Source organism: Pontibacter amylolyticus, assembly GCF_014638845.1.
Taxonomy (GTDB): Bacteria; Bacteroidota; Bacteroidia; order Cytophagales; family Hymenobacteraceae; genus Pontibacter; species Pontibacter amylolyticus.
This window is the reverse complement of sequence record NZ_BMFP01000001.1, coordinates 604,683-617,228: the sequence shown is the minus strand read 5'-3', so window position 1 is coordinate 617,228 and position 12,546 is coordinate 604,683. Positions and strand designations below refer to the sequence as shown.

Genomic DNA, 12,546 nt, shown 5'->3' with positions numbered 1-12,546 from the left:
GACAATTCTCAAGCATAAAAATTGTTCCGGTAAAGATAGGGGACAGAATAAGGCTGTCAGATCGCGCCTGTATAGGGGGCGCCTGCCTTACATCATTCCTAAGATTTTCAGAATTATCCTTAAATTGGTAGATCGTTTTTCAGCTTATCTACCTTAAAACCATGAAATACCTTTTCAAGTCCCAGGCGCTCCTGCTGCTTTTGTTCGTCTACCTCTCGTCCTGCGCCACCAACCCTAAAACTGATTCTGCAAGCGAGGTGGCGAAGTGGGAAGAGCAGGCAGCCCGCATCACCATCATGCGCGATGATTTTGGCGTGCCGCACATCTACGGCAAAACCGATGCGGATGCTGTTTTTGGACTGCTGTACGCCCAGTGCGAAGACGATTTCAACCGCGTGGAGCGCAATTACCTGTGGGCCACCGGTAGGTTGGCGGAGGTAGAAGGAGAGGAGCAGCTTTACAGCGATCTGCGCGCCCGTTTGTACATGACAGAAGAAGAGGCCAAGGCTGAATATGAAAGAAGTCCGGCGTGGCTGAAGGAGCTTTGCCAGGCCTTTGCCGACGGCATCAACTACTATTTGCACACGCACCCGGAAGTGAAACCGAAACTGCTTACGCGCTTTGAACCCTGGATGCCGATGTACTTCAGCGAAGGCTCCATTGGCGGCGACATCGAGAGCGTTTCTACCAAAGGAATCAAAGCATTTTATGAATCTGACAGATCACTCGGGCTGAACAGTGCTGGTCACGGACTGGTGCAGCCGGCCTTGCTGGAAGAGCCAAAGGGATCCAATGGTTTTGCCATCTCGGGAAAGCACACGGCCTCCGGCGACGCCATGCTGCTGATCAACCCGCATACCTCTTTCTTTTTCCGGGGTGAGGTGCATGCGGTGAGCGAAGAGGGGCTGAACGCCTACGGCGCCGTGACCTGGGGGCAGTTCTTCATTTACCAGGGCTTCAACGAGAAGACCGGCTGGATGCACACGTCTGCCTATGCCGATGTGATCGACGAGTTCGAGGAGACTATTGTGAAAGAGGACGGTAAGCTGTTCTATAAGTACGGCGAGGAACTGCGGCCGGTGGAAACACAGGAAGTGACGCTGGCCTACAAGAATAGTGATGAACTGAAGCGAAAGACCTTCACGACCTACCGCACGCACCACGGACCGATTACGCACATCAACGGCGACAAGTGGGTAGCCACGGCCCTGATGTGGAAGCCGGTGGATGCGCTGATCCAATCCTATACCCGCACCAAGAAAAGCAACCTGAAGGAATTTAACGAGATGATGCAAATGCGCACCAACTCCTCTAACGCCACCGTGTACGCGGATGCCGACGGCAACATCGCCTACTACCACGGCAACTTCTTCCCGAAGCGCGACACTTCCTTCGACTACTCCAAGCCGGTGGATGGCAGCAACCCGAAAACCGACTGGAACGGTCTGCACACGCTGGACGAAACGATCCGCCTCGTGAACCCGCCAAACGGCTGGATCCAGAACTGCAACTCCACGCCTTACACGGCCGCTGCTGAGTATAGCCCGAAGAAAGAAGACTACCCCGTGTACATGGCGCCTTCGCCTGAAAACTTCCGGGGTGTGCATGCCATCCGCCTGCTCCAGAAAGCAGAGAACCTGACGCTTGACAAACTGATTGATCTGGCCTATGACCCCTACCTGCCCGGCTTTGAAGTACTGATACCCGGTCTCGTGAAAGCCTATGATGCCCAAAAGCCGAACGACCCGAAACTGAAGGCCGCCATCGACGTGATGCGCAACTGGGACTACGCCGTGTCGAAAGAGTCCGTGGCAATGTCGCTGGCACACTTCTATGCCACCAACTTGCTCCGGGACGGCAGTGCGCCAAAAGGGCATATCATGGAGCGATTTGACTATTACGCCAACACAGCCCCTGCAGCCGAGCGCCTGGAGATTTTCCAGAAGACCATCGCCGAACTGGAAAAGGACTTTGGCAAGTGGAACACACCCTGGGGCGAGATCAACCGCTTCCAGCGCCTGACAGGTGACATCAAGCAGCCTTTCAACGATGCAGCCCCAAGTATACCGGTAGGTATGGCGTCGGGCAACTGGGGTGCGCTGGCTTCCTATGGCGCCAACCGCTACGACACCAAACGCCTGTATGGTACTTCAGGCAACAGCTTTGTGGCGGTGGTTGAGTTTGGCGACAAGGTAAAGGCCAAGACCATCCTGGCCGGTGGCCAGAGCGGCGACCCGAAATCCCCGCATTTCAACGACCAGGCCCAACGCTATGCCGATGTTAATTTTAAAGACGTGGCCTATTACCGCGAAGACGTGGAGAAAAGAGCCAGGGCTACCTACAAGCCGGGGCAGCGGGTGAGCAAATAGAAACTCTAATTTGATCTGAATAATAAGAAAGGTCCGGGCTAAAGAGTCCGGACCTTTTTGTTTGGCATTGCATCGCTAGCACGAGCTGCAAGGTCGCTACTCCAAAATTGTCTACTGCCGCAGGAAATCCAGCAGCGCATTATTCAGCTCTTCTTTGTGTGTCAGGAACAAGCCGTGTGGGGCGTTCTTGATTTTAATGTATTTGTTCTGCCGGATCTCTTTGGAAGCCTGGTCGCTGCTGGTTTCGATCGGCACGATCTGGTCGGCATCGCCGTGTACGATCAGCGTTGGTACCGTTACGTTGCGCAGTTCGGGGCGGAAGTCCGTATGGCCCCAGGCTTTGGCTGTTTCGATGGTAGCGTGCGGAGACGCAGCCGTGGCAATCGTCCAGTCATACTGCAGCACCTCTTCTGTAGCCGTGTCTTTGTTATCGCTGGAGTTGTAGAACAGCTTGCTGAACTCCGCCAGGAAAGTCACCCGCTTGGTTTGGAGCGCTTCCATGATCCCGTCCAGCTTGTCTTCCGGCACGCCCTTCGGGTTATCGTCCGTTTTCTTCACGATCGGGATGATGGAGCTGATGAGCACGGCCTTGTCGATGCGGTCGTTGCCATACATGCTCAGGTAGCGCACTACTTCACCGCCTCCCATCGAGAAGCCCACCAATACGCAGTGTCGCAGGTCGAGCTGCTCGATCAGGGCACGCAGGTCAAGAGCCAGGGAGGTATAGTCATAGTGGAGGTAAGGCCGGTCGGAGTCTCCAAAGCCGCGGCGGTCGTAGGCGATGCAGCGGAAGCCGGCATCCACAACAGCCTGTACCTGGTTCTCCCACATCTTGTGGCTCAGCGGCCAGCCATGGATCAGGATCACGGGCTGTCCGTCGCCATGGTCCTGGTAATTCAGGTATACATTCTCTCCCCGCTGGATGTCTTCTGTTTCGATAAAAGGCATGATTTTAAGTTTGTTTTAGTGGTTATAGATGTTGTTCAGGGTATGCCGACAGGCATTTTCTTTTAACTGATTATAGGGGTAAATGTTCACTCAAAGGCATTTCTTACTTTTCGAGATTTGATACGCTGTGGCAATCAGATGGCCTAGGGTTGCTGCTTGACAGGACAGAAAATTATTCCATTTTCGCGGTAATTTTATTTTCCTATCTTGCATAGTAAAATAACTATATATCTATGAACAAACTTAGATTTGTATTGATGTGGTGCCTGATGCTGGGCATCCTGGTTTCGTGTGGCGACAAGGACGAAGATACTTCTCCGGCAACAACTGAACTGGATTACTTCCCTACTACAAAAGGCTCCACCTGGAATTATGGTGGTACCAATCCTTACTCGGTTACCGCCACAGGCAACACCAAGGTCATCGAAGGGAAAACCTATTCAGAGTTTGAAACGAAGCAGGGAAGTGAAACAAGAAAGTCTTATCTGCTGAAAGAAAAGGGCGTGTATACCGGCATCGGAATGGATCCAACCATTGGTAATATAGCCCTGACGTTTCTGAAAGAAGAGATGCCCGAGGGCAAGCCATGGTTCCAGACCAATGTGATGAATGGCATCGATACCAAAACGACCTTTACCATTATCGCCAAAAACATGACCAAAACGGTGGAGGGCAAGACCTACAAGGAGGTGATCCATGTGCAAACCAAGACCTCTATTACTTTCATGGAAATGGAGATTGATTCGGGCATCGAGATGAATTACTTCTGGGCCAAAGGCGTAGGCCTGATCCTGACAGATGCCGGTCAGTATGCTAACATTCCGCTGATGACCTACAGTATCACGTAGATTTGGTAAGCTTGCTGAGTTACCAGCAATCAGGAGCTTTCGAAAGTATATCCGACTGAAAAAAGCTTGTCTATTAAAAAAGCCCCTGCTTTTGGCGGGGGCTTTCACTTTTTATTTAACTCGTACCGGTATCAACTCCCGCTCGAAGTACACCAGATCCCGCTGCAAAGGGTTGCCAACAATGGTGCAGTAGTAGATGCGCTTCAGGTATTGTCTGATTATTAATTTTAGATCCGGATTCACTTTGGCGAACACTTCAGATCCGATGGGGAATGTATTTTCTAGCATATCCTAAGATACGCACTTTAATCCATTATCAACGGGTTATTCCGGGGTATTTTAACAAAGCTGCCATTGGGCAAGATCAGCATACTTATCAACCAAGTAAAACAAGCAGGGTAATTCAAACAAAGCGCGAAAATCCTGTTATTACTCCGGCTTCTCATCTTGTTTGAGTTGTTCCATACTCTGTTGGTTTACTTTGATAATACCACGTTTTGGCCGGTCCAGGTCAATGATGATGAACACCACCAGGCAGATCATGGAAATCAGGAATGCAGATGGTAGCGTGGTGCGCTTTTGGCCCAGTCCGCTGCCATACCCGATCAGGGCCCCTGACATGATGAACACAATGAACAGCAGGTATAGAATGACCTCGGGTACATGCATCGCCAGCAGGGCATTCCGTTTGCTGTGGGCGTCTATCATGTTATTGAGCGAGTTGATAAAGAAACCGGTAGTAACCGTGCGCGGATCCACACGGGCTGCCTTTACGGCATTCTCCCAGATCTTGCGCTGCAGCGCTTCAGTCTCGGTGGCAAGCGCCTCCTGCTCTGTCACCATGGCGTAATCGGTGTTGCTGAGGGCCAGGCGCAGGTCGAGGTATTGCTGGAGCAGTACATGCGAAATCGAATCGTAGGGCGCGGGAAGCAGGTGGGCGCGCATCAGGGCGGTGCCGATGGCGTTGGCCTCATTTATAACGGCCTCGCTTCGGTTGTTGTAGCGCTGCAGGGCCATGTTGAAGGTAAAACCAAGTATAAGCGCCAGCAAACCCAGGGTGCCGGCCTGTATCGTACTGGTCTGCGCTTTTAGGTCTGTGTCGGTTTTGCGCTGGTAGCGGTGTCCGATCCGGTAGCCTGCTTCCTGGGCTGCCAGTATCAACACAAACAACACCGCCACAATCAGGATACTGTTATGGTCGTACATAATTTCTGTCGCCATGCCTTTTAAGCTTTTCCGAACTCCAACCTGTCAGCCGCAGGCACCCGTAAAGCGGCTAAGCCCTATACGTAATTTCTGTTGAGATGAAGTATGTAGGACGCTATACCTACGGTAATTATCAGCCAGAACTGCAAGGGCACACTGGCAATGTTGCCGTTATCAGAGGCATTAATTAAATACACGTTGAACATTATACTTTTATTCAGAAAAAGATATATTTGTCTGCCTAACACCTGTTTACATGAAAACACGCTTACTCCTTTTCTTCGCACTCGTATGGCTGAGCGCCTGCGACAAAGACGCTGATGGTCCGGGCCTGGATTATCCCGCTACATTCGAACTCAAGCGGATTGACCAGGTACAACCCGTCCGGATGTTTACACGCAAGGGGGAGGTGAAAGACCAGACCTTTATCAAGGGCCACGCGTTAACCCTGAGAATGCAGTCGCTCTACGATTTGGGGGCCACGGAGCCTGAGGATGCATCCGGCGCCAAAATCACTTTTCTGTCCGGTTCAGAAGCAGCAATGGATAACGGGAGGGTGACCAAGTATGAGGTGCAGAAGCAGAACGATGCGCTGGTGCTTACTTCTAAAGAAGAGCGCAATGGCGGGTATAGCCGCTACGACGAGTTCTACATGAATTTACTCGCTGGCATCAGCAAGCACAAGCCCCTTATCTACGACATTCAACCCTTGCCACCTGCCCTGAACACGGGGTATGACTATACCTACAAAACAAAAGAGCGATTGGTGGCTTCCCTGAAAAGACCGGACCTGCTCTTACACCGCCTGGCTTATGCCCATCAACGGCAGTCCAGTGGCCGCGGCATGGTCGTCAGCAACCAGTTTGACCCAACAGGCATTTCCTTGCTCCGCGAGGGCGATACCCTAGTGGTGCAGGAATTCGCGATAGTGGGTGTCCCTGTCAAATAAGGAGGAGCGTGCTCTTGCACGAAACAAGCTTTTATCTGATTGGTCAAGATTTAACCACATGGCTGGCATGAATGTACGCTTCCTTTTTCCCCTGGTCCTGCTGCTGTGGGGCTGCTCCGAGCGCGATGAACCTGTACCGGTAGCGGTGCCGGAGTGCCTGCTGGTGGAGCAAACCAGTACGCTCACTTATGACCCTGTGCTTTATCCTGGTAACCCCATCAAGCCCCAGACGATCACGACCCGGCTGGAGTATACCGACAGGCAGGCGCTCGCTGCCATTTTCCAGACAGATTACGCAGGTTTGTATTTCGAAAAAGCCGAACTGAAGTATAACAAAAAAGGGCAGGTAACAGAGGTTGTACAGAAGTATAACCGTTACGTGAACGAGTACAACGGGCAGGGAAAGCTGGCGAAGCAGACCAGGTTCAACACGCGCACCGGCGACTTCAAAGAAGTGGAACTGGGCTACTATACCCTGATCTATAACAGCCGGCATGAACTTGCCGAGGCGCAGTATGTCAGTATGTCTTCCGGAAAGCCGGTTACGGAACTAATGTGGCGGTATACCTATGAGGAGGGCGATCCTGTTTCCTTAGAGCAGCTGGTTCCGGGCGCTGATAGCTACTACCATGTGCAGTTGAGCTAAGATGCGAATCCCCTGCCAGCCGCCTCGCTGGCCCATACCTATTTCGAGCCGCTGCGGCCACCGTCTGCGCACAACCTGGTTCGCTATACCGTGCAGGAAGTTAACCCAAGCTTCCCCAGCCATACCACCGCCTATACCTACAACGAACAGGGCTTTCCGACTACGGCCATTACCAGGTATAGCGATGGGAGGGAAGAAGTGGTAAGCTATACCTATCAGTGCAGGTAAAGCCACAAGTATAGTTGGGTGGGAGGGTATAGGCACGAGCTGCAAACTTTCTTCGATGGGCAAGATGGTGGCAAGTCCTGGGCTAACACCTACACCTTTTTTAGTTTCCCTCGTTTTTACATAAGTGTAACACTAACTCATTTATACTTATGATCTTACCTGCCAAACTACTCCTGCTTATATTCCTGCCTTTGGCTGCCGCTTTCTCTGTGTTGCACCATGGCTGGGCAAACTACGACCAGACCAAAACGCTTGACTATACCGGCCTGGTGGAGGAAATCACTTATGAAAACCCGCATGGCATGTTGAAGCTGCAGTACGAGGACAAAACCTGGACAGTGGTGCTGGCTCCACCCAGCAGAATGAGCTCCCGCGGGCTGAGCAAGGGTATGCTGCAGGCCGGCGACTCGGTGCGGGTGGTGGGCTATCCGCATAAGGAAGTGAAAAATGAAATGCGAGCAGAGCGGGTATATGTCGGGGATAAGAAGATAGAACTACGCTAGCGGTGACCGTGATCGGGCTGCTGCAAGGGCTGGAAGAATCAGCGCTGGCCAGCGCTATCCGGCAATCTACCTGGCTATACCCTTTTCTGGAGATCCTTCACATCCTGGGCATCGTGCTGCTGGTGGGCGCCGCTTTCCTGTTCGATCTGCGTCTGCTGGGTTTTTCCAGAAACCTGCCTGTTCCGGATTTAGCCCACCATCTGTTGCCCTGGTCCAGAAGGGGCCTATACCTGATCGTTCCTTCCGGTTTACTGCTGTTCAGCACCAACGCGGTCGCGCTGGCAGGCGATCCCGTATTTCACACCAAGCTGATCGTACTCGCGGTGGGAGGTATAAATGCCGGATATTTTCACTGGTTTCTCGCGCCTTCCTCGCCGGATTGGGGGAGCGGTAACACGCCCCGGATTGCCAAAGGGGTGGCGGTGTGCTCGCTGGTGGTGTGGGTGGTGGTGATTGCCTGCGGAAGGTTGCTGGCTTATTAAGTCATAGCAAGTCCAAAGAAAGCCTTAAACAGCTGCCGGGAAATAGAGCCTGAATTCTGTGCCGGCATCCTCTTCGCTTTCCACTTCTATTTTGCCGCCGGCATTTTCCAGGATGCGCTTTACCATGTATAGCCCGATGCCGGTGCCTTCCACATGGTCATGAAATCGTTTGAACATCGTGAACAGCTGGGTTTGCTGGCGAACGTTTATACCCAGCCCATTGTCTTTCATGCTTAACACCACCCAGGGTTCTTCCAAACGTGTGCTTAGCGTGATCAGGCAGTCACGGTCCGGCGACTGAAACTTGATGGCATTGCTGATCAGGTTGTACAAAATACTCCTGAAGTTTTTCCGTGAGAACGTAAGCTGATACACCTGCAGGTCAGTATGGATGAAGCAGTCCTTTAGCCTGGCGGGACTGTTCATATCCGCCATGATCTCATCGTACACTTCCTTGATGTTGATCACCTCACTTGAAGCACTTTCGCTGAAACCCTTCTGCATCCTACTGATCTCGGTCAGGTCGGCAATGGTCCGTTTAAACCGGTTAACAGAATCCACCACATACTGTAAAATCTCTTCTGTGGTGCTGTTCAGGGCATCAGAGGCCTCCAGTTCCCTTTTCAGGATATCCATCAGCCCTTCTATGTTCATGATCGGAGACCGGAGATCGTGGGAGGCTGTGTAAATGAAGGTATCCAGGTCAAGGTTGATGCGCTCCAGTTCGGTATTCTTGTGCTCGAGCGCACTTTGCTGGCGTGCCGCCAGCTTGTCCCGCAGCTCTTTCTGCACGGTTCTGTCGCCCGTTATCTTCGTGAAACCGATGTGCTTGCCGTCTGCGTAAATGGGGGTAAGTTTAACATTGGCCCAGAACAGGGAACCGTCTTTTCGCTTGCGCCAGTCCTGCGCTTCGTACACGCCTTCTTCCAGGGCAGATTTCAGTTCTGTCTGGGGTTTGCCCGCCTGCTGGTATTCATCCGGAAACAGCATACCATAAAAATGGCCAACAAATTCCTCTTCTCTGTATCCCTTCAGCTGCTCTACTCCCTGGTTCCAGGTGGTAATGATACCCTCGGTATCCATCGCGAATATGGCGTAGTCTTTAACCTGCTCAATAAAAAAAGAGTTGAGTGCTTCCGGTGAATGCTGTGGGTTCATGCAGAGTTAGCGTTTTTTTCAAGCTATTTACTCTTTAAACAGAACACAGGTTATGTTGTTCGTGCGGCTACCCAAGCTGAAGGTATAGGTTGCGTCGGTTTCGGTACGAGCTGCAAGCCCGCGCCAGCCACTACCAGCCAGGCCTGCCTGATCTAGCCAGCGGACCTTTTGGATTGATGGATCGAAACAATGTAAGTTCTCTATTTGCCGGATGCGGCAGTCACCGGAGGGGTGGGGGCCGGAACTACGTTCTTGATCGGCTTGGTGGATTTAAGGTAGGCGAAGATGGCCCGCAACTCTTCGTCTGTCATGTTTTTGTACATATCCCAGGGCATAGGTGGCAGTAGCATCCGGGAGTTTTCCAGACCCTTATACTTGCCCTCCCGAATGGCCGTGAAAAACTGTTTCTCCGTCCACTTGCCGATACCGGTCGCATCGGAGGTTAGGTTGGCTGCATACGAAATTCCCCAGGGCCCCACCCAGGAAGTCAGTGTACTGGTCACGATCAAGCCCTTCTGTTCCATTTCCTTGCGGTTTACGTCAGGTGCCGGCTCATTAGCAGGATGTCCGGACAAGGCTCTGTCGTAGTCCATCACTGGACCCTTGTCGGTCATTTTTTTGGGCGTATGGCAGTCGTGGCAGGCAGAAGTAAGCACCAGGTGCTCTCCTCGTTTAATCTGCTCCTGATTTGCTTGCAGTACAGTCCCGGAGACGGCCGGCTTCCTGTCTGTTTTCGGCTGATTTTTCAGAACAGGTGTCGAAAGTATCAGGATGGAGAAGAGCAGGAGGGAGGAAATCAGGAGATAAATTTTCATAGCGGTAAGGTTTTAAGTGGAATAAACACGTTAACTGGCTTACCTAATTTACCAATTATCCAAAAGATCCGGAACAACTGATTGGATTACTGCGTGAACAGCCTCAGGTCTGGTGTTAAGGTTAGAAATTCTGGAAGGAAGCGTTTTGGTAACGGTCTGCCCGGATGCTTCGTTCTTGCCCAGACACTCGCAGTACCTTCGGATACTGCATGGTCTTTAGACCAGGCTTCCTGACTTCTCAACTTTCTAACTATACCCGGTCCACCTCCTTCATAAACCTTACCAGTCCTTCGAAGTAAGTTTTCTGGTCGTCGTAGAAGGCCATGTGGCTGCCTTCGGGGCAGTGCAGGTAGCGGCCGTCCGGAAACTGCGAGGCCATCCACTCCATGTGTTTCGGGTCCATGGTGTCGTGCTGGCCGCCGATGGTGAGTGTGGGCACAGCTATACCTGGTAGGTCTTTGGAGCGGTCCCATTTTAACAGCGAGGCATTGCCCCGGATGCCGAACTCGCTCGGGCCCTGCATCTGCACGTAAATGGTCTGGTTCATGTGGTCGAGCATGCGCAACGCCGGGTCCGGCCACTCTTCCAGCGGCATGCGCAGCGCGTGCTGGGTATAGAAGTGCGGCAGCAGCAGCTCCATGTAGCGCGGGTTCTCAAAATCGTTGTCGGCCTCTATTTGCTTGATCTCGGCCAGCACCTCGGTGGGCATCTGCGGACCCAGCACCTCGTCGGCGTAGCGGTTGTAGGCGGGCACGCTCGACATCATGTTCGAGATGATCAGGCCTTTGAGGTGCTGCTGGTACTTGAGCGCGTACTCCATGGCCAGGATGCCGCCCCAGGAGTGGCCCAGCAGGTAGAAGTTGCTATTGTCTAGTTGCAGTGCCTGGCGTACCTGCTCTACTTCCTCCACAAAGCGGTCGATCTCCCAGAGGCTGGTATCGTCGGGTTTGTCGCTGTAGTGGGAACCCAGCTGGTCGTAGTAATAGTACTCGATGCCCGCCCTGGGCAGGAAACTGTGGAAGCACTCAAAGGCCTCGTGTGTGCCGCCCGGGCCGCCATGCAATAAAAGCAGCTTGATGGTCGGGTTGTTACCCACCCGCTTCGTCCAGACAAAGAATTCACCTTTCGGGGTGTTGATGGTGATCCGGCGGGCCCCGCCGCTCAGTTCGTGTTCCGTGCCGGCGTAGTTGTGGTAGTCTACCACGGAAGGTGTGTGGCTGCCGGAGTTTCCGGAAGGGGAGAGTTGGCGAATGGAGAGAAGTGATTTCATGGCGTATTGTTTAAGGTGAGAGGAAGGAATATGTACGATAAATATAAGAAAAGTATAGCTTCCTGTTCGCGTGTGGAAGGTATAGCTGTGTGGAAAGGGATATCCGCTAGTTTAGGTAGCTATCTGCTATTTGCTTCCTGATAGCTCTATCCCAGTACATTAAGTCAAAAATAAATGAAAAATAATTTGCGCAACCGATTAATTGCGCGTATATTAGCAATCAAATGGTTGCATATTTTATTCTGACATGAGAAGAGACGTTTTCCAAGCGATAGCAGACCCCACCCGCAGGGCCATTATCGGGTTGATTGCCTTGCAGGCCATGACGCCGAATGCTATTGCCGAGCATTTTGACACCAGCAGGCAGGCTGTTTCAAAGCACCTGCAGATCCTTGTAGAGTGCCAGCTTGTGAAACAGGAGCAGCAGGGGCGCGAGATTTACTATCAGCTTGAAGTAGCTAAAATGAAAGAAATTGACAAATGGCTGGAACAGTTCAGGAAGATCTGGGAAGACCGTTTCAATGAACTCGACAATGTATTATCAAACCTAAAAACAAATAAGCCATGAAAAAGAACCTTGAATTCGAGTTTTCTGTGAACAAGGAAAACAAAACGATCACTGTGAAAAGAGAGTTTGCCGCAGAGCTTCCGCTGGTGTGGGATGCCTACACCAAAAGCGAGATCCTGGACCAGTGGTGGGCGCCTAAACCCTGGAAAGCCCGCACCAAAACGATGGATTTCAGTGAAGGCGGCCACTGGCACTATGCCATGGTGGGTCCGGAAGGGGAGGAGCACTGGGCACTGGCCAATTACAAGACCATTGACCCTAAAAAGCGTTTTACCGCACTGGATGGTTTTGCCGATGCGGAAGGCGTGGTAAACCCGGAAATGCCGCAATCGAAGTGGGAGGTAAGCTTTACACCCAAAGACGAGGTGACGCTGGTGGAGAACCTGATCACATTCGATGATCTGGCTCAACTTGAAACCACCATCCAGATGGGCTTTAAAGAAGGCCTGACCATGGCCATGGAAGGCCTCGATGCACTATTGGCTGCCCAGAAACAGGAGGCTTAAGGTCTCTGTTAGCTGCAGAGAAGAAAACATACTTTGTAACTTAAATGAAA

The 12,546-nt window shown here is 52.0% G+C and carries 15 protein-coding genes; 8 read left to right on the top strand and 7 right to left on the bottom strand.

Annotated features, from left to right (window positions below; genetic code table 11):
- The first annotated feature begins 161 nt into the window (after positions 1-161).
- Positions 162-2,369: an acylase gene (locus IEV97_RS02785; protein WP_188499969.1), complete on the top strand. Its 2,208-nt coding sequence runs from the start codon at positions 162-164 to the stop codon at positions 2,367-2,369.
- Positions 2,370-2,480: 111 nt separating this feature from the next.
- On the opposite strand, the gene IEV97_RS02780 is transcribed toward IEV97_RS02785, so the two are convergent.
- Complete coding sequence (locus IEV97_RS02780) at positions 2,481-3,317, bottom strand: alpha/beta fold hydrolase (protein ID WP_188499968.1); 837 nt, start codon at positions 3,315-3,317, stop codon at positions 2,481-2,483.
- 233 nt (positions 3,318-3,550) lie between these two features.
- Here IEV97_RS02780 and IEV97_RS02775 point away from each other — a divergent pair, with 233 nt between their 5' ends.
- Positions 3,551-4,165 (top strand): hypothetical protein, encoded by a 615-nt coding sequence (locus IEV97_RS02775; RefSeq protein ID WP_188499967.1) that lies wholly within the window; start codon positions 3,551-3,553, stop codon positions 4,163-4,165.
- A 111-nt stretch (positions 4,166-4,276) separates the two neighbouring features.
- On the opposite strand, the gene IEV97_RS02770 is transcribed toward IEV97_RS02775, so the two are convergent.
- Positions 4,277-4,453, bottom strand: a complete 177-nt coding sequence (locus IEV97_RS02770) for a hypothetical protein (RefSeq protein WP_188499966.1) — start codon at positions 4,451-4,453, stop codon at positions 4,277-4,279.
- Positions 4,454-4,594: 141 nt separating this feature from the next.
- Complete coding sequence (locus IEV97_RS02765) at positions 4,595-5,386, bottom strand: bestrophin-like domain (protein ID WP_229733758.1); 792 nt, start codon at positions 5,384-5,386, stop codon at positions 4,595-4,597.
- A gap of 241 nt (positions 5,387-5,627) precedes the next feature.
- Between IEV97_RS02765 and IEV97_RS02760 the strand changes: the two genes are divergently transcribed.
- Together IEV97_RS02760 and IEV97_RS02755 are read left to right on the top strand one after the other, a co-directional pair.
- The gene (locus IEV97_RS02760) at positions 5,628-6,320 is read left to right on the top strand and encodes a hypothetical protein (RefSeq protein WP_188499965.1); all 693 of its coding nucleotides are present in this window, start codon (positions 5,628-5,630) and stop codon (positions 6,318-6,320) included.
- A gap of 58 nt (positions 6,321-6,378) precedes the next feature.
- Positions 6,379-6,966, top strand: coding sequence for a hypothetical protein (locus IEV97_RS02755; RefSeq protein WP_188499964.1), 588 nt, complete (start codon positions 6,379-6,381; stop codon positions 6,964-6,966).
- On the opposite strand, the gene IEV97_RS02750 is transcribed toward IEV97_RS02755, so the two are convergent.
- Entirely contained in the window at positions 6,913-7,200 is a 288-nt protein-coding gene (locus IEV97_RS02750) for a hypothetical protein (protein ID WP_188499963.1), read from the bottom strand. The two genes, IEV97_RS02755 and IEV97_RS02750, sit on opposite strands and share 54 nt — an antisense overlap.
- 143 nt (positions 7,201-7,343) lie before the next feature.
- Between IEV97_RS02750 and IEV97_RS02745 the strand changes: the two genes are divergently transcribed.
- The gene (locus tag IEV97_RS02745) at positions 7,344-7,697 is read left to right on the top strand and encodes a DUF6152 family protein (protein WP_188499962.1); all 354 of its coding nucleotides are present in this window, start codon (positions 7,344-7,346) and stop codon (positions 7,695-7,697) included.
- A gap of 2 nt (positions 7,698-7,699) precedes the next feature.
- Entirely contained in the window at positions 7,700-8,179 is a 480-nt protein-coding gene (locus IEV97_RS02740; RefSeq protein WP_229733757.1) for a DUF6644 family protein, read from the top strand.
- A 24-nt stretch (positions 8,180-8,203) separates the two neighbouring features.
- Here the strand turns inward: IEV97_RS02740 and IEV97_RS02735 are convergent, their stop codons facing one another.
- The 3 genes from IEV97_RS02735 to IEV97_RS02725 form a co-directional block, all read right to left on the bottom strand.
- Complete coding sequence (locus IEV97_RS02735) at positions 8,204-9,337, bottom strand: sensor histidine kinase (protein WP_188499961.1); 1,134 nt, start codon at positions 9,335-9,337, stop codon at positions 8,204-8,206.
- Positions 9,338-9,537: 200 nt separating this feature from the next.
- Complete coding sequence (locus IEV97_RS02730; RefSeq protein WP_188499960.1) at positions 9,538-10,152, bottom strand: c-type cytochrome; 615 nt, start codon at positions 10,150-10,152, stop codon at positions 9,538-9,540.
- A gap of 250 nt (positions 10,153-10,402) precedes the next feature.
- A complete protein-coding gene (locus IEV97_RS02725; protein WP_188499959.1) occupies positions 10,403-11,422 on the bottom strand; it encodes a proline iminopeptidase-family hydrolase in 1,020 nt (339 codons plus the stop codon).
- A 247-nt stretch (positions 11,423-11,669) separates the two neighbouring features.
- Here IEV97_RS02725 and IEV97_RS02720 point away from each other — a divergent pair, with 247 nt between their 5' ends.
- The gene (locus IEV97_RS02720; protein ID WP_188499958.1) at positions 11,670-11,990 is read left to right on the top strand and encodes an ArsR/SmtB family transcription factor; all 321 of its coding nucleotides are present in this window, start codon (positions 11,670-11,672) and stop codon (positions 11,988-11,990) included.
- Positions 11,987-12,496 (top strand): SRPBCC family protein, encoded by a 510-nt coding sequence (locus tag IEV97_RS02715; protein ID WP_188499957.1) that lies wholly within the window; start codon positions 11,987-11,989, stop codon positions 12,494-12,496. Before IEV97_RS02720 ends, IEV97_RS02715 begins: the two co-directional genes overlap by 4 nt.
- The last annotated feature ends 50 nt before the right edge of the window (positions 12,497-12,546 follow it).